17 protein-coding genes and 1 pseudogene are annotated in these 18,006 nt (G+C 67.9%); 9 read left to right on the plus strand and 9 right to left on the minus strand.

What is annotated here, in order from left to right; all coding sequences use genetic code 11:
• Window positions 1-4 precede the first annotated feature (4 nt).
• Window positions 5-1,036: a fused (3R)-hydroxyacyl-ACP dehydratase subunits HadA/HadB gene (locus tag ACEL92_RS00715; RefSeq protein WP_374023775.1), complete on the minus strand. Its 1,032-nt coding sequence runs from the start codon at window positions 1,034-1,036 to the stop codon at window positions 5-7.
• A gap of 159 nt (window positions 1,037-1,195) precedes the next feature.
• On the opposite strand from ACEL92_RS00715, the gene ACEL92_RS00720 reads away from it, so the two are divergent.
• Window positions 1,196-1,516 carry a DUF1330 domain-containing protein gene (locus ACEL92_RS00720; protein ID WP_374023776.1) on the plus strand — a complete coding sequence of 107 codons (321 nt, stop codon included), beginning with the start codon at window positions 1,196-1,198 and terminating at the stop codon, window positions 1,514-1,516.
• 32 nt (window positions 1,517-1,548) lie between these two features.
• Here ACEL92_RS00720 and ACEL92_RS00725 read toward each other — a convergent pair whose 3' ends face one another.
• Window positions 1,549-2,376 (minus strand): mycofactocin-coupled SDR family oxidoreductase, encoded by an 828-nt coding sequence (locus ACEL92_RS00725; RefSeq protein ID WP_374023777.1) that lies wholly within the window; start codon window positions 2,374-2,376, stop codon window positions 1,549-1,551.
• Between the two features lie 149 nt (window positions 2,377-2,525).
• Here ACEL92_RS00725 and ACEL92_RS00730 point away from each other — a divergent pair, with 149 nt between their 5' ends.
• Complete coding sequence (locus ACEL92_RS00730; RefSeq protein WP_374023778.1) at window positions 2,526-4,013, plus strand: flavin-containing monooxygenase; 1,488 nt, start codon at window positions 2,526-2,528, stop codon at window positions 4,011-4,013.
• Here ACEL92_RS00730 and ACEL92_RS00735 read toward each other — a convergent pair.
• Window positions 4,010-4,861, minus strand: a complete 852-nt coding sequence (locus tag ACEL92_RS00735; protein ID WP_374023779.1) for a LysR family transcriptional regulator — start codon at window positions 4,859-4,861, stop codon at window positions 4,010-4,012. The genes ACEL92_RS00730 and ACEL92_RS00735 overlap by 4 nt on opposite strands.
• Before the next feature lie 171 nt (window positions 4,862-5,032).
• On the opposite strand from ACEL92_RS00735, the gene ACEL92_RS00740 reads away from it, so the two are divergent.
• On the plus strand, window positions 5,033-5,995 hold the full coding sequence (locus ACEL92_RS00740) for a DMT family transporter (protein ID WP_374026416.1): 963 nt from the start codon (window positions 5,033-5,035) through the stop codon (window positions 5,993-5,995).
• Between the two features lie 57 nt (window positions 5,996-6,052).
• Window positions 6,053-6,280, plus strand: a pseudogene (locus tag ACEL92_RS00745) (TetR family transcriptional regulator); the annotation flags it as partial.
• A gap of 153 nt (window positions 6,281-6,433) precedes the next feature.
• Here the strand turns inward: ACEL92_RS00745 and ACEL92_RS00750 are convergent.
• Window positions 6,434-6,601, minus strand: a complete 168-nt coding sequence (locus ACEL92_RS00750; RefSeq protein WP_374023780.1) for a hypothetical protein — start codon at window positions 6,599-6,601, stop codon at window positions 6,434-6,436.
• Between the two features lie 85 nt (window positions 6,602-6,686).
• Window positions 6,687-7,376 carry a class I SAM-dependent methyltransferase gene (locus ACEL92_RS00755; RefSeq protein ID WP_374023781.1) on the minus strand — a complete coding sequence of 230 codons (690 nt, stop codon included), beginning with the start codon at window positions 7,374-7,376 and terminating at the stop codon, window positions 6,687-6,689.
• 322 nt (window positions 7,377-7,698) lie between these two features.
• On the opposite strand from ACEL92_RS00755, the gene ACEL92_RS00760 reads away from it, so the two are divergent.
• Both ACEL92_RS00760 and ACEL92_RS00765 read left to right on the plus strand, forming a co-directional pair.
• A complete protein-coding gene (locus ACEL92_RS00760; protein WP_374026417.1) occupies window positions 7,699-8,121 on the plus strand; it encodes a nitroreductase family deazaflavin-dependent oxidoreductase in 423 nt (140 codons plus the stop codon).
• 289 nt (window positions 8,122-8,410) lie between these two features.
• Complete coding sequence (locus tag ACEL92_RS00765) at window positions 8,411-9,970, plus strand: SulP family inorganic anion transporter (protein WP_374023782.1); 1,560 nt, start codon at window positions 8,411-8,413, stop codon at window positions 9,968-9,970.
• A 23-nt stretch (window positions 9,971-9,993) separates the two neighbouring features.
• Here ACEL92_RS00765 and ACEL92_RS00770 read toward each other — a convergent pair whose 3' ends face one another.
• On the minus strand, window positions 9,994-10,854 hold the full coding sequence (locus tag ACEL92_RS00770) for an LLM class F420-dependent oxidoreductase (RefSeq protein ID WP_374023783.1): 861 nt from the start codon (window positions 10,852-10,854) through the stop codon (window positions 9,994-9,996).
• A 129-nt stretch (window positions 10,855-10,983) separates the two neighbouring features.
• Between ACEL92_RS00770 and ACEL92_RS00775 the strand changes: the two genes are divergently transcribed.
• Window positions 10,984-12,021 (plus strand): 2-hydroxyacid dehydrogenase, encoded by a 1,038-nt coding sequence (locus ACEL92_RS00775; protein WP_374023784.1) that lies wholly within the window; start codon window positions 10,984-10,986, stop codon window positions 12,019-12,021.
• 65 nt (window positions 12,022-12,086) lie between these two features.
• The gene (locus ACEL92_RS00780; protein WP_374023785.1) at window positions 12,087-12,905 is read left to right on the plus strand and encodes a formate/nitrite transporter family protein; all 819 of its coding nucleotides are present in this window, start codon (window positions 12,087-12,089) and stop codon (window positions 12,903-12,905) included.
• Window positions 12,906-12,911: 6 nt separating this feature from the next.
• On the opposite strand, the gene ACEL92_RS00785 is transcribed toward ACEL92_RS00780, so the two are convergent.
• Entirely contained in the window at window positions 12,912-13,844 is a 933-nt protein-coding gene (locus ACEL92_RS00785) for an LLM class F420-dependent oxidoreductase (RefSeq protein WP_374023786.1), read from the minus strand.
• Window positions 13,845-13,960: 116 nt separating this feature from the next.
• On the opposite strand from ACEL92_RS00785, the gene ACEL92_RS00790 reads away from it, so the two are divergent.
• Window positions 13,961-14,398, plus strand: coding sequence for an ATP-binding protein (locus ACEL92_RS00790; protein ID WP_374023787.1), 438 nt, complete (start codon window positions 13,961-13,963; stop codon window positions 14,396-14,398).
• Window positions 14,399-14,405: 7 nt separating this feature from the next.
• On the opposite strand, the gene ACEL92_RS00795 is transcribed toward ACEL92_RS00790, so the two are convergent.
• Together ACEL92_RS00795 and ACEL92_RS00800 are read right to left on the minus strand one after the other, a co-directional pair.
• A complete protein-coding gene (locus tag ACEL92_RS00795; RefSeq protein ID WP_374023788.1) occupies window positions 14,406-15,764 on the minus strand; it encodes a wax ester/triacylglycerol synthase family O-acyltransferase in 1,359 nt (452 codons plus the stop codon).
• Window positions 15,765-15,928: 164 nt separating this feature from the next.
• Entirely contained in the window at window positions 15,929-17,914 is a 1,986-nt protein-coding gene (locus ACEL92_RS00800) for a 4-alpha-glucanotransferase (protein WP_374023789.1), read from the minus strand.
• Between the last annotated feature and the right edge of the window lie 92 nt (window positions 17,915-18,006).

Below are 18,006 nucleotides of genomic sequence, written 5' to 3' on the forward strand. Positions count from 1 at the left end.
TCATTCAGCGGAAGCGGATTTCCGCCGTCGCCAGCCCGAAGATCTTCCTACCACCGGACTTGGCGACGACGATGACCACACCGGCGCGGGCAGCCGGATCCAGTGACTTGATCCGGCCGCTGTATTCGATGTCTGCACCGTCGGTGGCCGACACGATCGCGGGTTGGGCCAGTCGCACCGCGTAGCGGCTCACCGCGCCGGGGTCGCCCGACCACGCCGAGACGAACGCGGCGCCCAAACCCATAGTGAGCATTCCGTGGGCTATCACGTCGGGCTGGCCTGCCAGCTTGGCGACGTTCTCGTCCCAGTGCAACGGATTGGCGTCGCCTGCGACACCGGCATAGTTCACCAGGTCGCCGCGCGACAGGCGGGCGTGGTGCACCGGTAACTCGTCGCCGACTTTCAGGTCATCGAAGCATGGAGTACCCGGGATGCGGCCCGTACCGCCTTGGGCGATCCGAACGTCACTCGCCGGGCGCACAGTCTTGAGGTAGGCGGCCTCGGAGGTGTCGATTCCGGCGAGGTTCACGTCGTGCATCACCACGTTCTTCGCGGCCGCCAACATCGCCGGATCGACATCGTCGGCGGTCACGCCGACGACGGTGGTGTGCATGGTGTGCACCCGCTCACCGGCGGAGTCGGTGAACGTGTTGGTCACCGTGATCAGGTCACGGCCCGCGACCCTGCGGACCGATGAGAGCTCGACGTCGGTGTGCAATTCGTCGCCCGCCACGATCGGTCGGTGCTGCTCGAAGACCTCTTCGGTCTGCAAATACATGTCGTAACCGACGACCACCGATTCGAACAGGTGGCGGTTGGCCATCATGCCGGGGATCGAGGTGAACGTCAGCGGCGCCACCAACCCCGAATATCCCAGCTCCGCGGCGGCCGCGACGTCCCAGTGCGCGGGGTGATAGTCCTGTACGGCTCGGGCGTACTCCCGCACTTTCTCCCCGGAGATCCGGTACGGTTCGTCGACCTGGTAGAAGTGGCCCACGCGCGATTCGAGCGTCGGCGTTTCGGCTGGTGCGGTCATGTATTGCTCAACATTTCTATCGACCGGTTCGCTGCGGCCGACCAAGGCACCCTAACGCGCATACGCCCGGGATCATCGATGCGGGCGGTCGACGCGCTGCTGCATAGGGATAGCGGCGCCGGCCTCCGGCGCCCCGTCGGCCACGTAATGTCGGTGACCATGACCGTTTATGCCCTCAATCTCTTCGATGTGGCCGACGCCGACGAGTACCGCGCATACTCGCGGCGGTCACCCGCCGAGGTGGCCAAGCATGGTGGTCGCGTTGTGGCGCTCGGTAGCTTCCAGCAGGCGATCCTCGGCGACATCGAGCCCCGTCAGCTGCTGATCCTCGTGGAGTGGGAATCGCGGGACGCCTTCGACAGCTACTGCAACGACCCGGACCTCGCCGACCTACATCCGCATCGCGAGAACGGATCGTCGAAATACATCTGGCACCTGTTCGACCGTCTCGACGATCTGAGGCCAGTGCTCAGTCGATGAGCGTCGACAGGACCCCTGGAGTGCCGGCCGGCTCAGATCTTGAGGTAGCCCTTGTCGGCGGGGATCTGGGCCGCGGTCACTAACGACGACGCGTCGCCGGCAAGCCACACCACGATGTCGGAGATCGTGTCAGGCGATGCCAGGGAATCGGTCGGGAGCGCGCCCGGCGAGAAGCTGTGGATGTAATGCGGATGGTCCTGGAAGGTTTGGTACATCGACAGGTCGTTGCCCATCGGGGTGTCGGTGCCGTAGGGGTGGACGGAGTTAACCCGGATGCCGAACTCGCCGAGCTCGACCGCCAGCGAGTTGGTGAGCCCGACGACGCCGAATTTACTTGCGCAGTAATGCCCACAGCCTGGGACGGCTTTGATGCCGGCCGCGGAGCTGATGTTGATGATCGACCCGCCGTTGCCGGCGGCGATCATCGTGGGCACCACAGCTTTCATGGTGTTCCACAGCCCGGTGAGGTTGACATCGATTGTCTCCTGCCACTGCTGGGGCGAAATCTCCCATATGCGGCCCCAATTCAGCACACCGGCGTTGGCGACGACGATGTCGAGCCGGCCGAACTGTTCGATGGCGTTCGCCACCACCCGCTGTTGGCCGGAAAGGTCTCGGACGTCGACCTCGTCGGTGAGGATCTTGCGGCCCTCGCCCTCCACCAGGTTGACGGTCTCGGCAAGGTCTTCGGGCAGGGCGGGCGGATAGCCGTTGTGTTCGGCGACGGGCGCGCAGGCATCGATAGCGACGACGTCGGCGCCGGCCCGGGCCAACCGGACGCAATGGGAGCGGCCCTGGCCGCGGGCGGCGCCGGTCACGTAGGCGACTTTCCCGGCTAGCGGGGCGGCGGGATCGGTCATACCGACGACTCCTCTGCGTGCGGCGCTGGCTCGGAGTGTTTCGCCGATGATAAGCATCGCCGTTCCGGCGTTTGACGAAATGGCAGAAAATCGCCGATTGCACGTCAGGGACTCAACGCGTCCCGGCGGCTGCGTGCGACAGTTACCGGATGACACACGTCGCCGTGATCGGCGCCGGACCGGGCGGCTTGGTGGCGGCGCGCTGGCTGTTGTCGCAAGGGCTTGAGCCCACGATCTTCGAGCAAGGTTCGACGCTAGGCGGGCAGTGGGCGACGTCGGAGGAATGCAGCGGCGTTTGGCCGGGCATGTACACCAACAGCAGCCGCACCATGACGGCCTTCAGCGACCTCGAGCATGACAGCGAACTTGTCTACCAACCGAACCGTGACATTCTCGACTATCTGCATCGCTACGCCGCGAAATTCGGTCTGACGTCCCGCATTCGGCTCCACAACCGAGTCGAACTGGTCAGCCGGGACGACAAGGCCGGCTGGCTCCTGCGCCACGCCGAGGGTGTCGACAGATTCGAGCGAGTGGTGGTGGCCAGCGGCAGGTTCAATGCGCCGGCGGTCCCCGCGGTCACGGGGTTGGCGACTTTTTCCGGGTGCGCGGGCGCCGCGACGACGTTCAGCTACCGGGACGGCACGGCATATCGCGGCAAGCGGATCTTGGTGGCCGGCTGCGCGATCAGTGCGCTCGAGGTCGCTTCGGAGATAGCGCAACTGGGAGCGGCGCACGTGGTTGTGACGCAGCGGCGGCAACGGTACGTCGTCCCCAAGTTCGTTTCCGGCGTCCCCACCGACCATCTGCTCTACACGCGCTACGGCACCCTGGCGGAAGAGAGCGTCCCGGCTGAGGACGTCGAGGGCCAGTTGAAGGAGATTGTGCTCCGGGCCGCGGGAAGCCCCGAGCAGTACGGTGCCCCGGCGCCCGACCCTTCGGTTTTCACGGCTGGCGTGACCCTCGGTCAGCACTATCTCCCGCTGGTCGCCGAGGGCCGAATCTCGGTGCGGCCGTGGATGAAAGCGGTGTCGGGCAGGAGGGTGGTTTTCGCCGACGATCATGCGGAGGAGTTTGACGGAATCTTCTTCGGGACCGGTTTCAATCTGCGTCTGCCGTTCCTGAGCGAAGAAATTCAGAAGATTCTGGACCTGGACGCGGTGCACCTGGACGCGGACCGGTACACCTTCCATCCGGGGCTCCCCGGCCTGGCCTTCATGGGGATGTGGGACCAGGCGGGCGGGTACTTCGTGCCGCTCGAGCTCCAGGCCAGGTGGATCGCCTACGTCTGGGGCGGTGTCATTCCGGCCGTGGGCGATCGCGACGAGCAGCTGGCAATCAACGCCTACCGCGCCCGCCGGGGTGCGTCGCAGAAGTCGAAATTGAACCTCGTCGCCATCGCCTTCGCCCGCGCCGCGGGCGTGGAGCCGAGACTGGACAACTGGCCGAACCTGCGCCGCGCGTTGTTATTCGGCCCACTAGCGCCGAGTTGCTTTCGGCTGGAGGGACCTGACGCGCTTCCGGACGCGCCGGAACGATTTGTCCGAGAGGCTGCCCGGTTCGGGGCCATCACTTCGAATGACATGACAGAGCGCGAACAACGCTATTTGGCGGCGCTCCCGGACGGCCGCCCCTAGTCCGCGGCGGCCAGCACGTCACGCACCGCGTCGTCGACCGTCGCCAGCAAGTCCGGGTCGATCCCGGCGCGTCCGCGAACCAGAACCGATGCGTTGTTCGCGGGCGGCATGCCCTCGGCCGGACACAGGCCGTCGGGCAGTTTGCCGATCAGCGGCAACAACGCCACTCCGAGCCCCGACCGGACCGCCGCGTAGAGGCCGGACAGATCCCCGCACTCGGCGGCGATCTCGTAGGCGATGCCGTGGTTTTCGAGGATCGCAAAGGCCGGTTCGCGCAAGGTGCACGGTTCAGAGAAGACCACCAGCGGCAGGGGATCCCGCGTAAGCAGCGACAGGGCCCGTGCCGAAATCCATTGCAGCCGAACGAGTCCCGATGCGTTGGTGCGATCCAGACCCGCGCCGTCAAGCATGATCGCCAAGTCGACCAGTCCGCGTTCGATCGAGTCGGCCAGCGACACGTTGCGGTCAAGCCGGAAGCGCACCCGCCGGTCGGGAAGCCGGTCCCGCAGGATGCCTGTCAGTCCGGCCAGCATCACGTCCGCGCCGTGCTCGGTGGCGCCGATCGTCAGGAGTTTGGGCTCCGTGGCGCCCAGGTCGTCGAGCGCCCTGTCGTGTGCGGCCAGGATCGTCCGGGCGTGCCGCAGAGTCTTCAGTCCGATTTCGGTGAACACGATGCCGCGGCCGGAGCGTTGGATCAGCGGCTCGCCGACGACGGCTTCGACTCGGCGCAGATGCTGGCTGACCGCGGACTGACTCAGGTGCAGCGCGGCGGCGGCGCGGTGAAACCCGCCACAGTCGGCGACTGCGACGAGGCTGCGCAACGGCGCGATGTCCAGTACCTGGGCCATGACCGCACCATAGTCTGATCAGCGAATCTGATCAATAGTTGCGTTGTGAACGCCAAATTCGGCCCAGGTGGGCGGCAATCGATAAGGGGACGCGATCACTCCCGATCAGCAATATTCGTTGGACTGTGGGAGGCGGTCTAAGCAAGCATGGGTCGCATGGACTTGCCGCGCATGCCGCTGACCACCGCGTCGGCGGTGACGTTCTTGTACGCGCTCGGTTACCCCATCGGGGTGCTGGCGGTGACCGCCATGACGCCGATGGCCGCCCTAGTGCTGCGATTTGGTTTGGCCGCAACCATTTTGGCCATCTGGGCGGCGCTCGCCAAGGCGCCCTGGCCCCGTGGGGCGCAATTAGGCCACGTCGTGGTGGTCGGTCTGCTGATCCAAGCGGTGCAATTCTGCTGCCTCTACGAGGCCGTTCAGCTCGGGTCACCGGCGGTGCTGTGTGCGGTGGTGGTCGCGATGAACCCGGTCGCCACGGCCATCCTCGCCGCGGTGTTCCTGGGTGAGCCGCTCGGCCGGCAACGGGTGGCCGCGCTGGCCCTCGGTGTCGTCGCCGTGCTCGCGGCATGTGCCAAAAGGCTGACGAGCGCCCAGGGCCTGGACCCCGTCATCGTGCTGCTTGGCGTTGCCCTGCTTGGGCTTTCGGCCGGCGGCGTTTACCAACAGCGCTTCTGCGCGGGCGTCGACTTCCGCACGATGAGCGCGATGCATAATGCGGTCGCGCTGATCCCAGCGACGATGCTTGCGTTGCTGACGCCGTTCACCGTGCACGACGTCAGGCAGGCGGCGGTCGCGGTCGCCGGCATGGTGCTGTTGAACGCGACCCTCGCGGTGAGCCTTTATGTCCGCGCCATCAACATGCACGGCGCGGCGGCGGTGGCGATGCTGTTCGCCGTCATTCCCGCCGTCGCAGGGCTGCTGTCCTGGCTCATGCTGGGCCAGCGTCCCGACTTCGGTGTCGGGATCGGCCTGGTACTGGGCGGCTTGGCCTGCTGGCTGAACAGCCGGGGAGCCCGGCCGCCCCGCGCGACGACCGACAACGCTGGATACGTGCCGGAGCCGAAGATGGCGGCGGTGGTTGACCAGCGGACCCAGGTGTCATGCGGGTCGCCGTCGGGTGCGCGGGGGTAACGTCCGATCAGGTTCGCATCCCGCCCTCGGGCCGCCGCAAAAGGACCGGTCAGACGCGAATCATGGGCACGGCTGGCGGTATCGGCGCGGCCGGGGCTGACGCTCGGCCGCGCGCGATACGCCGTACACGCCGCCTTCGCGCTGGCCGTCGACATTGGCCAGCTCGTCATCGCCGGCCCCAGGCACCCCGCCCGCCTGACGCTGCGCCGGATGATGGGGATTACATTGCTCGGCGGATCCGCCAGACCGGTGGGCGCACACCACGGCGGCGGCCATCGCCGTTGATTCGGGGCCCCCGGGTCCGCGCTGCGAATGGCGCTGCACTTGCTGAGGCGCTAGCGTGCGTTGGGCGGCTTCAACGCGGCTAACGACCAGGTGGGCATTAATAAGTCGATTTGGCGCACGGCCGCTTTCAGTGCGTCAGGCGCGGAATGCCGCCTAGCGTGTGCTCTCGTCGGGGAGGTCACGCCGGGACTGGTGCAGTCCCGGCGCCTCCGGGTCCTCGTTCTGCTGTTCCAATCGCTCCTGCAACTTGCGCTGTTCCTCGGTCGCCTGGCGGGCGTCCTCGGGCGCCGGTGGCGGGTCGACATTTACCTGCTGGTCCACGTGGATCTCCTCTGACCGTCTGCAATCTTCCAGTCAGGATCTCCCGAATGCCAGGCATTGAAACCTGGCCGGCCGTCCGCGCCGGCTAGCCCAGATGCGCGGACAGCAGCCAGGCCCCGATCGACTTGCGGCCGTTATCCTCGTCACGAATGTCGGCACCCGCGAAGGCCTGAATGCCTTGTGCGACGGTGGCGGGCACGTTGGCGTGAATGCGTGCCGGACGGATCTCGTCGACCACCCAGTACTTGGAGACCACGTCCCGCAGCTCGTCGGCGGTGACCGCATTGACCGGGCTGTCGGCCGGCATGCCCGCGCGGTCGAATACCAGCACAAAGTACGAGGCGCCGGGGGCGGCAGCCCGCACGATGGATTGCTGGTAGCCCTCGCGCAGCTCGACAGGCATCGAGTGGAAAAGCGTGGAGTCCACGATCGTCCCGAAGCGGCCGTCGTAGCCGCCGAAGGAGCTGATGTCGGCGACGTCGAAGGTCGCATTGGCCAGACCGCGCCGGGCGGCCTTTTCGCGCGCCAACTTGATGGCGGTTGGCGACTGGTCGAGGCCCACCGTGGTGAAACCACGCTCGGCGAGGAACAACGACACCGCCGCCTCCCCGCAACCGGCGTCCAGCACGTCACCGTGGAACTTCCCGGCCTTGATGAGGGCCGCGATCTCGGGCTGCGGCTCCCCGATGCTCCACGGCGGCCGATTACCCTCGCCCATCTCGGGCGCCTCGCCCCGGTAGGCGGATTCGAACATTTCCTGAGTTGGCTGAGACATGCTTAGGTTATATCAACCATGCTGATATATGTCAACGGCCCTGATACCGGTGGTGGCCCGCTTGCGCCGACGGCGGCCGTGCGGTGGCCGGAACCGTCACCGAAGGAAGCGAGCTCGCCATCGGGTACCTCGACCTCCCGGCGAATGCCTGCCCGGTTGTTCGGCTGTCCGCCCGCCGGCCGGAGGCGGCCAGGCATTTTGCGGCCGTGTTGCGGACCGGTGCCAGGCTCCCCCCGTTAGTTAGAGCAGTTAAGCGATATGGCCACTGTGCGCCCGGGGAGGTGAGGGATGACGAAGGCGCGACGACGTGTTGAGATCGGGTATGGCCGACGACATCGAACTGAGCCCGCGGGACTGGGTGCGCGAGCAGACCGAACAGATCCTCAAACAAGGCAGCACCGACGGGGTCGAGATCTTCGACCGTCCCGTCGTCCTGCTGACCGTGACCGGAGCGAAATCCGGAAAGAAGCGGTATGTACCGCTGATGCGCGTCGAAAACGACGGCCGTTACGCCATAGTCGCGTCGAAGGGCGGCGCACCCGAGCATCCGTCGTGGTACTTCAACCTGCGGGCCCACCCCGAGGTGACGCTGCAGGACGGCGATAGCGTCGTCACGCTGAGGGCTCGCGAGCTCGAGGGCGCCGAGCGCGAACTATGGTGGCAGCGGGCGGTCGAAGCGTATCCGCCCTATGCCGAATACCAGACGAAGACCACGAGGCAGATACCGGTCTTCGTGTTGGAGTAAATCGGCCGCCGCCCAGTCATTCTCGCTCGCTCGCGGCGCCAGCCATTCGTGTGGCCCCAAACGAATATGCGCGACACAAGATTTGCATTCGATATGCGCCCGGCCCGTCCGGTTGCGACCTGCCCGGGCGCCCCATACCTTCGGTACGCATAAGCCATAGCAGGCTGAGCAGAACAAAGTTGTTCCCGGCGAATGTGATCGCCTGTGCTGCAGGGTTTTACACCGCACAATTCGGCGCGGTGCGGGAGGATGTCCGAACGCGTCCGCACGCGTAACCCAGGGAGGGCCCATGCAACGCGTCGAGCAGCCGAGGGAACACGATGGCGCGACAGGCACTTGCGGCGGCCGGTTTCGCGCGGTCATCCAGCACGACTTTCCGGCGTCGTTGGTGGTGTTCCTGGTGGCGCTTCCGTTGTCGTTGGGAATCGCGCTCGCCTCCGACGCCCCGGTGCTCTCCGGTTTGATCGCGGCGATCGTCGGCGGAATCGTCGCCGGATGCCTGGGTGGGTCACCGTTGCAGGTCAGCGGACCGGCGGCCGGGCTGACGGTGATCGTCGCGGATCTGGTTTCCCAGTTTGGCTGGGCTGTAACGTGTTTCATCACTGTCATTGCCGGAGCATTGCAGGTTGTGCTGGGTATCAGCCGGATCGCGCGCGCCGCCCTGGCGATCTCGCCGGTTGTGGTGCACGCCATGCTGGCCGGCATTGGGATCACCATCGCCTTGCAGCAGGTGCACGTGTTGCTGGGCGGCGAATCGGAGAGCTCCGCCTGGACGAACGTCGTCGGGCTGCCCGCGCAGATTGTCGGCGCGCACCGGCCCGGGCTCGTGCTGGGGCTGCTCGTCATCGCCATCCTGATCGCGTGGCGCCGGGTGCCGGCTCGGGTGGCCAAGATTCCCGGTCCGTTGGTGGCCGTCGTGGCGGTCACGGTCATCTCGGTCGTGTTGCCGTTCAACGTGTCCCGCATCCGATTGGACGGCTCGGTGCTGGAGGCGCTGCAGCTGCCCCAGCGCCCGGAAGGCAACTGGGGGGCGGTCGTCATCGCGGTGATCACGGTCACTCTCATCACCAGCGTGCAAAGCCTGCTGACGGCCGTCGCGATCGACCGGATGCACACTGGGGCGCGGACCGACTTCAACCGTGAGCTGATCGGACAGGGCGCGGCGAACATGGCGTCGGGTGCGATCGGCGGGCTTCCCATCGCCGGGGTCATCGTGCGCAGCGCGGCCAATGTCAACGCAGGGGCCAAAACCCGGGCATCGACGATCATGCACGGCGTCTGGATCCTGGTGTTCGCCGTGCCCTTCGCGGGTTTGGTCGAACAGATCCCGACCGCGGCGCTTGCCGGCTTGCTCATCGTCATCGGTATCGAGCTGCTGAAGCCCGCGCACATCGAGACCGCGCTGCGCAACGGTGATCTCGCCGTCTATGTGGTGACCATAGTGTCCGTCGTATTTCTGAATCTGCTGCACGGCGTGCTGATCGGACTCGCTGTGGCGGTCGTCGTGACGGGGTGGCGGGTGGTCCGGGCCAGGGTGGAAGCGAAGCCCGTGGGCGATGAATGGCATCTCATCATCGAGGGTGCATGCACCTTCCTGGCGCTGCCCCGCCTCACCGGGGTACTCGCCACCATCCCCGAGCGCACCACGGTCACCATCCACCTGATGGCGAATTACCTCGATCATGCTGCGCACCAAGCCATCAGCGACTGGCAGCGCCGGCACTGCGCGACAGGCGGCGACGTCAAGGTGCACAACCGACGGCTGGAACCGTATGGGCGGGAAAACAAGTCATCGAAATCCGAGCGCCGCGCCGCTCACCTGAGCTTGGTGGAAGCGGATACCGGCTAGCCCTGCACGCCGGTGTCAGGGTGTCATTGCTTGAGGTCCGCGGCGACTTGCCCGAGCGCGGCGAGGTGGTCGTCGACGGTCACCAGCCCGGCGTTCATGGTATTGACCGACAGGTGGGTGGCGCCGGCCTCTCGCCAGGCCGCTATCTCCCGGGCGGTCCGGTCTCGGTCGCCGGTCCAGCTGACCCGGCCCTCCATGCCGAGGCTGTCCGCGTCGCGGCCGGCGGCAGCGGCCGCGCGCTGCACCTGCTCGCGGGCGTGGTCCAAACCGGGCCCGGGGGCGGTCATCGGGAACCAGCCGTCCGCGAGCCGCCCCGCGCGCTCCAACCCGCGGTCGGAGGCCGCGCCGATCCACACCGGGATCGGGCGTTGGACGGGCAATGGGGCCAGCCCCGCCGCGGTCACGGTGTGATACTTGCCGTCGAAGGTGACCGACCGTTCGGTCCACAGCCGGCGCAACAGCTCGACCTGCTCCTCGGAGCGCTTGCCGCGATTGGTGAAACTCTCGCCCAACGCCTCGTATTCGACCGCGTTCCAGCCCAGTCCGACACCGAGCCGGAAGCGGCCGCCCGTCAGCAGATCCACTTCGGCGGCCTGTTTGGCTACCAGCGCCGTCTGTCGCTGCGGCAGAATTATGACGCCGCTGACCAGCTCGAGCGAGGTGATCGCGGCCAGGAAGCCGAACATGACGAACGGCTCATGAAACGTCGAGTCGATGTCGTAGGGGCCGTCCCAGCCCTGGTGCACGCGGGGGTCCGCGCCCACGACGTGGTCGTAGGCCAGGACGTGGGTGAATCCCAGTCCCTGCACGCCCTCCCCGTACGCACGGACGACCCCTGGGTCGCCGCCAAGTTCGGTTTGCGGGAACACAACTCCGATGCGCATTCGCGGTGCAACCAGGCCGCAGGGCGATTGCTTCCCGCGCAACGGAAGAAAGTTTGGGGACGGTGCCGTATTCGCGCCTCTCGGCAAGTGGTCGCTCGAAGCGACGGTTCTGAGGTGGTACCCGGGGGAATGCCCGACACCGTCGCGCGTCACAACGACGGCCGCCGCCCGAATATTTCAGCGACGCCCGATGATGGACGGGTGACGACAAAAAAGATTGGAAACGCGCTACGGATCGGTCGCTTCGAGCGGACGTTCGAAGCCGAGCTGGCCGCGCGGTACGACATCCCCGAGCTCCCCGACGGTCCGGGGCGCGCCGACTTCTTCGCCGAGCACGCGGCCGACATTCGCATCGTGATCACCTCGGGCACGGCCGGTGTCGACGGCGACACCATCGCCGCGTTGCCCAACCTGGAGGTGATCGTCAACAACGGCGCGGGGGTGGACCTGATCGATCTGCCGGCGGCGCGGCGGCGCGGTATCGGCGTCAGCAACACGCCCGACGTGCTCTCGGACACGGTGGCCGACACCGCGCTGGGCCTCATCTTGATGACCCTGCGCCGTTTCGGCGCCGCCGACCGTTACGTCCGGGCGGGCCGATGGGGGCGCGACGGCCAGTTCCCGTACGCCCGGGACGTCAGTGGCCTGCAGGTGGGGATCCTGGGTCTGGGCCGTATCGGCTCGGCGATAGCGACCAGACTGCTCGGATTCGATTGCGCCATCGCATATCACAACCGCCACCGCATCGACGGATCGCCGTACCGCTATGCGCCGTCGCCGCTGGAGCTGGCCGAGTCGGTCGACGTCCTCGTCGTGGCCACCACGGGCGATCCCCACGCTCGCCACCTCGTCGACCGCTCAGTGCTCGAGGCGCTGGGCCCCGAGGGTTATCTCGTTAACATCGCCCGCGGCAGCGTCGTCGACCAGGACGCGTTGGTGGAGCTGCTGGTGGGCGGCGGCCTGGCCGGGGCGGGGCTGGACGTCTTCGTCGACGAGCCCCACGTGCCGACCGAGCTGATCGAGCTCGACAATGTCGTCTTGTTCCCGCACATCGGCAGCGCCACGGCGCGGACCCGCAGGGCAATGGCGCTGCTGGCCATCCGAAACCTGGAGAGTTACCTCGACACCGGTGAGCTGGTGACACCGGTGTTGCGCCCTCGCAGGTGACGGCCTGTCAGATCCCTCACACCGAATGGTCCAACCGGCGAATAACGGGTATCAGGCCATCCACCATGAGTGACACCACCCAGCGCCAGCTCGGACAGACCGACAGCCCGATCGAAGACGAGCTCGAGGACGCGTTCAGCAGGATGCTGAGCGAGGGAACCCAGCGCCTGCACCGCACCTGGCGTGGCGTGCTGGTGACCGGCTTCTTCGGCGGCACCGAGGTGGGAATCGGTGTGCTCGCCTACCTGTCCGTGCTGGACGCCACCCACCGACCGCTGCTGGCCGGGCTGGCGTTCTCGATCGGCTTCCTGGCCCTGCTGCTGGGCCGCAGCGAGCTGTTCACCGAGGGTTTCATCATTCCCGTCGTGACCGTTGTCGCCAAGCGCGCCAGCCTGCGCCAGTTGGCCAAGCTGTGGGGCGGCACCCTGTTCGCGAATCTGGTTGGCGGGTGGGTGATCATGTGGCTGATCATGATCGGCTTCCCCGAGCTGCACGCGCAGACCATCGAGTCCGGCACCCACTTCGCCACCGCACCGCTGTCCGGCCAGAGCATGGTGCTGGCGATCCTCGGCGGCATGGTCATCACCCTGATGACCCGGATGCAACACGGCACCGATTCGGTGCCTGCCAAGATCGCCGCTGCGGTGGCCGCCGCGTTCCTGCTTGCCGGCCTGCGGTTGTTCCATTCGATCCTGGATTCGCTGCTGATCTTCGGCGCGCTCGTCACCGGGAATGCCCCGTTCGGTTATCTGACCTGGCTGGGCTGGTTCGGCTATACCGTTGTCGGCAACATGATCGGCGGGCTGCTGTTCGTGACGCTGCTGCGGCTTCTCCGCAGCAAGGACCGGCTCGAAGAGGAACGCGCGGACGCCGAATCCCCCTGACGGTCGTCAGAGCAGTTGGGGCATAACCTCGCTCGCCAACAACTCCAGGTGGGCCAGGTCGGCCAGGTCCAGAAGCTGGGTGTACACACGCTGCACGCCGACCTGCCGCCAGGCGCCCAACTTGTCGACGATCTCCGCGGGGGAGCCGACCAGTGCGCTGTTCGAACGCATTTCATCGAGGTCGCGACCAATCGCCGCGGCGCGGCGGGTCAGTTCGCGATTGTTGCGGCCGGCGCAGAGTACGAATGCGCTCGAGTAGACCATCGAGTCGTCGGGCCTGCCCGCCGCGGCGACGGCCTGCGCCACCCGCTGGTATTGCTTTTCGGCAACGTCGATCGGCGCGAACGGAATGTTGAACTCGGCCGCGTACTTCGCCGCCAACCGCGGGGTGCGGTTGGCGCCGAGGCCGCCGACGATGATCGGCGGGTGTGGGGTCTGCGTCGGTTTGGGCAGCGCCGGCGACCCGGTGATGGTGTAGTGCGCGCCGGCGTAGTCGAAGGTCTCGCCAGGCCCCGACGTCCACAGCCCGGTGATGATGGCCAGCTGTTCATCGAGCCGGTCGAACCGCTCCCGCAGCGCCGGGAAGGGGATCCCGTACGCCTGGTGCTCCTTTTCGAACCAGCCGCTGCCCAGCCCGAATTCGACGCGTCCGCCACTCATGTCGTCCACCTGTGCCACGGCGATGGCCAGCGGACCGGGGTGGCGGAATGTTGCGGAGGTCACCAGGGTGCCCAGCCGGATGGTCGACGTCTCCCGCGCGATCGCGCCCAGCGTCACCCACGAGTCGGTGGGGCCCGGCAGTCCGTCGCCGCTCATCGCCAGGTAGTGGTCGGATCGGAAGAACGCCCCAAAACCCAGCTGCTCGGCGGTCTGGGCGACGGCCACCTGGTCGGCGTAGCGGGCGCCCTGCTGCGGCTCGATGAATGCGCGAAAGTCCATAGGATCCCTCTGTATCTCGTTGTACGGCAACTCGATTCCGAACCTGTACCCGCCCGTGGCCAAAGCGAGACGGGCGGCGGGTTAGCAGGTCGGCCGCAACTGGGTATGCCTTCTGCATGACTTCACTGCTGCCACCAATCGTTGTCACGCCCGGTCGATTGACCTGCGCCGGTGCCGCGGACGCGGTGACCGCGGCGGAATTGCGCCGCGCCCTGCGGCGGTGGCTCGAGGAGGTGACCGAGGCTCCGGCGGAGGTTCGCGACGACATCATTCTGGGGGCCAACGAGGCGCTGGCCAACTGTGTGGAACACGCGTACCGCGGCCACCGCACGCCCGGAACGATGAAACTGCAGGCAAGCCACGACCCCGCCACCCAATCGATCAGCGTCTGCGTCAGCGACCGTGGGTCGTGGCTCCATCCGTCGCCGCAACGCCTCAGCGACCCGCGCCGGTCCCGCGGCATCGCGCTGATGCACGCGCTCGCGGATCACTGCACCATCAACGCCCATCCCAACGGCACGACCGTGTGCCTGGACTACACCACCAGGCCGTAGCCGCCGCTCACACGCCGACGGCGCGTTCCAGGTCCTTCAGCGACGTCTCCAGGTGGCCGAGCAGCCGCTGTAGGTGCGGCACGCTGCGGCGACAGCCCACCAGACCGAAGTCGAGGTTGTCGGCGTTGTTGGTCACTGTGATGTTGACCGCCTGGCCGTCGAGCGGGATGGACAGCGGGTAGTTGCCATCCAGCCGGGCGCCGCGCCAGTACAGCGGCTCGGAGGGGCCGGCCGAGACGTTGGAAATGACGATGTTGAACGGCGGTGATGCCGCCGACAGGTAGCCGGGGATCAGGCCGAAGAACAGGCCGCCGATGTTGAAAGCCGACAGGGCCAGCTGCTGAACCGAAGGCAACTGTTGGAAGATCTCCTTGGTGTCGCGGATCGAGGTGCTGACGATTTCGAGCCGCTTCGCCGGGTCGTCCAGGTCGGTCGCCAGGTTGCACAGGAACGTTCCGACCAGGTTGCCTCCCCGGTCGTCGTCGGCCTTGCGGAGGTTGACCGGCACCATCGCGGTCAGCGGGGCGTCGGGCAGCGCGTTCTGCTCCTGCAGGTAGGCCCGCAGGGCGCCGGAGCACATGGCGAGCACGACGTCGTTGACGGTCACTCCGGCCGCCGACTTGACCGCTTTGATCCGGTCCAGCGACCACGACTGCGCGGCCACGCGCCGGGCACCGCCGATCCGGACGTTGAACATGCTGCGCGGCGCCTGGAAGGGCAGCGTCAGTTGTTGTTCGAGCAGGGCGGCCCGGGCCAGCTTCAGCGACGACGGCGCCAATGCGAGCGCCGACCCGGCGGTGCGGCCCGCCCGCTGCAGCAGTGACTGCCGTTTCCGCCCGCCGCCGCGCGTGCGCGGCCCGAGACTCCACGGCACGCGCACCTCGTCATCCTCGGGGTCGGGGGTGAAGGCGCGCTGCAACAGCCGCATTGCGGACACGCCGTCCATGAGCGAGTGGTGGTACTTCGTGTAGACGGCGTACCGGCCGTCCTGCAGTCCCTCGACGAGGTGGGCCTCCCACATCGGGCGGTGTCGGTCGAGCAGGCTGCCATGCAGTCGGGAGGCCAGCTCGAGCAGGTCGCGGACCCGGCCCGGCTCGGGCAGGGCCGAGCGGCGCAGGTGGTAGTCGAGCTCGACGTCCTTGTCGAACGACCACGCGAGGTTGGTCAGTCCGCCGAAGAAGGCCGGGTGCTTGCGGAACGTCGGCTGCACGTCCGTGCATTCGAGCATGGCCTGATAGGACTCCCGGACGAAGTGGGGCCCGGCGTCCTTGGGCGGCTCGAACAGTTGCAGCGACCCCACATGCATCGGGTGTTCGCGGGACTCGCCGATGAGGAACAGCGCATCCGTCGGAGATATCGGTTCCATGCTCGTACCCCGTTCCTGTCGTTGCGCCGTCGGCGCGCCACACGCCCTCTCCTAATAGCCGCGGCGACCGATTGCTAATCGTGGTTCCGCTGCGAATCGGCGGTAGCGCTGCAGCGCTTACGCCCGCGCGACCGTCTGGGTGACGGATGCCGTCTGGCCCGGTGCTACGGCGCGCCGCGGAAGGCGGCGGTGATTTCGGCGACCCTCGGGTCGGCGCGCAGTTCCTCCAGCGTCTCCGGCAGGGGCAACCGCCAGTTCGGGTACTCGTCGACGGTGCCCGGCAGGTTCGGCTGCCGGGGTTCGGCCAGCACGTCGTACGGCGAGATCAGCTTCAGGCGGCTCGGGGTCGCCGCGAGGAACCGGTGCATCGCGGTGATGATCGCCGGCTCGTCCGCGTCGGGGCCCGGAAGCAGCCCCTCGGACCGCAGGAGCTCCACCCACTCGGCTCGTTCCTTGTCGGCCACCGACTGCTCGCCCGGCACGTCGTCGAGCAGACCAAGGGCCGCGCGGGCCCGCACGTGCTCGCCGCGCAGGAAGCCCGCCGCCGTGGGCAGGTCATGGGTGGACAGGCTGGCGGCGGCCCGCGACGGCCACTTCGCCGGCGGCAGCAGCGGCTCGCCCGGCGCCGACTCGTCGCGGGTGAACCAGGACACCGCGCAACCCAGCATCTCGTTGTCGGCCAGCGCCTGGGTCACCTCCGGTTCGACGGTGCCCAGGTCTTCACCGACGACGGTGGCTCCCGCCCGGTGCGCCTCCAGCGCGAGGACCGCGAGCATCACGTCGGCGTCGTAGTGCACGTAGGTGCCCCGGTCCGGGCCGTCGCCCGGCGGAATCCACCACAACCGCCACAACCCTGCGACGTGGTCGATGCGCAGCCCGTCGGCGTGGGCGAGCACCGCGCGCAGCATGTCCCGCAATGCGGCGTAACCGGTGGCGGCGAGGCGGTCCGGCCGCCACGGCGGCAGCCCCCAATCCTGCCCGCGCGGGGTGAAGTTGTCTGGCGGCGCCCCGATGCTCACCCCGGTGGCGAGCACGTCGGCCAGGGCCCACGCGTCCGCGCCGTTCGCGTCCACCCCGACCGGGAGGTCGTGCAAGACGCCGAGGGCCATGCCCGCCTGGCGGGCCGCGTCGCGCACCGCGGTCAGCTGCTCGTTGCAGCGTTGCTGCACCCAGGCATGGAAGGCCACCCGGGGCGCCAGCTCCAGGCGGGCCGCCGTCACGCCCGGGCCGGCGACGTCATGTAGCGGTGCGGGCCACTGGGTCCACCGGCCGCCGTGCCGCTCGGCCAGTGCGCAGTAGGTGGCCCAGTCGCGCAAACCGCCGCCGGCCGCCGACGGATCCAGCGGGTGCGGCCGCCCTTCGGCGCGCCACAGCAGCTCCAGCGCCGAACGCTTCGCCGCCCACACCAGGTCGTAATCGATCCGCTCGGTGGTCGGTGAGACCCGCAACGCGTCGACCTCCGCGCGGGTGTCCGCGTCGGCCCGGCGGTAGGCGTCGAGGTCCTCGATGCGCAGGGCCAGCGGGTTGGCGAATCGTCGGCTGGACGGGGTGTAGGGCGACGGCTGCACCGGGTGCGTCGGCCCGGGCGCGTGCAGCGGGTTGAGCAGCACGGCGCCGGCCCCGTGTTCGGCGGCGGTCCAATTCAGGAACTCGCGCAGGTCGCCCAGGTCGCCGATGCCCCAGGACCGACCCGACCGCAGCGCGTAGAGCTGCAACATCCAGCCCCAGGTCGCCGGTGTGGGCGGCACCCGTGGCGGCGCGGCCACCACGGTGGCCTCCTGACCGTCGCGCAGGTGGAGTCGATACCAGCCCGCGCTCAGGTCGCCGGGCAGCTCGTCGCGCACGTCGGCCTGGTCTCCGTCCTCGGACACCAGGAGGGCGGCGCCGGGCACGGGCCGGGGTCGGCCATCCAACCGCACCGCGATGGTGGGTGGCAGCGCGCCGGCCCGGTCGCGCTCCGCGAGCCGGGCCAGCTCTTGTCGCCGGGCGGCTTCGCTCGAGGCGTCGACGTCGAGAAGGCCGAGCACACGGATCACGACGTCGGCGTCGACCTCCACGGGCTCGCGCCGCTCATTTCGGTAGGAGGTGGCCACCCCGTGTGCCGCGGCCACCTGACGCAGGTCGTCGGGAACCGGCTTGGGTTTCGCCATCAAGCCGCCGGCCCGGGTGCGGCGATGGGACGACGGAGATGTAACAGCACAAGCTCTATATACCCAAGCGGCGGGGTCTCACACGGGCCGCC

It is taken from the genome of Mycobacterium hainanense (genome assembly GCF_041890355.1).
Lineage (GTDB): Bacteria > Actinomycetota > Actinomycetes > Mycobacteriales > Mycobacteriaceae > Mycobacterium > Mycobacterium hainanense.

Excerpts from the sequence above, each read along its gene's own strand:
- ACEL92_RS00715 (WP_374023775.1), bottom strand. The coding sequence starts at position 1,036 with ATGACCGCACCAGCCGAAACGCCGACGCTCGAATCGCGCGTGGGCCAC.
- ACEL92_RS00720 (WP_374023776.1), top strand. The coding sequence starts at position 1,196 with ATGACCGTTTATGCCCTCAATCTCTTCGATGTGGCCGACGCCGACGAG.
- ACEL92_RS00725 (WP_374023777.1), bottom strand. The coding sequence starts at position 2,376 with ATGACCGATCCCGCCGCCCCGCTAGCCGGGAAAGTCGCCTACGTGACC.
- ACEL92_RS00730 (WP_374023778.1), top strand. The coding sequence starts at position 2,526 with ATGACACACGTCGCCGTGATCGGCGCCGGACCGGGCGGCTTGGTGGCG.
- ACEL92_RS00735 (WP_374023779.1), bottom strand. The coding sequence starts at position 4,861 with ATGGCCCAGGTACTGGACATCGCGCCGTTGCGCAGCCTCGTCGCAGTC.
- ACEL92_RS00740 (WP_374026416.1), top strand. The coding sequence starts at position 5,033 with ATGCCGCTGACCACCGCGTCGGCGGTGACGTTCTTGTACGCGCTCGGT.
- ACEL92_RS00755 (WP_374023781.1), bottom strand. The coding sequence starts at position 7,376 with ATGTCTCAGCCAACTCAGGAAATGTTCGAATCCGCCTACCGGGGCGAG.
- ACEL92_RS00760 (WP_374026417.1), top strand. The coding sequence starts at position 7,699 with ATGGCCGACGACATCGAACTGAGCCCGCGGGACTGGGTGCGCGAGCAG.
- ACEL92_RS00765 (WP_374023782.1), top strand. The coding sequence starts at position 8,411 with ATGCAACGCGTCGAGCAGCCGAGGGAACACGATGGCGCGACAGGCACT.
- ACEL92_RS00770 (WP_374023783.1), bottom strand. The coding sequence starts at position 10,854 with ATGCGCATCGGAGTTGTGTTCCCGCAAACCGAACTTGGCGGCGACCCA.
- ACEL92_RS00775 (WP_374023784.1), top strand. The coding sequence starts at position 10,984 with ATGCCCGACACCGTCGCGCGTCACAACGACGGCCGCCGCCCGAATATT.
- ACEL92_RS00780 (WP_374023785.1), top strand. The coding sequence starts at position 12,087 with ATGAGTGACACCACCCAGCGCCAGCTCGGACAGACCGACAGCCCGATC.
- ACEL92_RS00785 (WP_374023786.1), bottom strand. The coding sequence starts at position 13,844 with ATGGACTTTCGCGCATTCATCGAGCCGCAGCAGGGCGCCCGCTACGCC.
- ACEL92_RS00790 (WP_374023787.1), top strand. The coding sequence starts at position 13,961 with ATGACTTCACTGCTGCCACCAATCGTTGTCACGCCCGGTCGATTGACC.
- ACEL92_RS00795 (WP_374023788.1), bottom strand. The coding sequence starts at position 15,764 with ATGGAACCGATATCTCCGACGGATGCGCTGTTCCTCATCGGCGAGTCC.
- ACEL92_RS00800 (WP_374023789.1), bottom strand. The coding sequence starts at position 17,914 with ATGGCGAAACCCAAGCCGGTTCCCGACGACCTGCGTCAGGTGGCCGCG.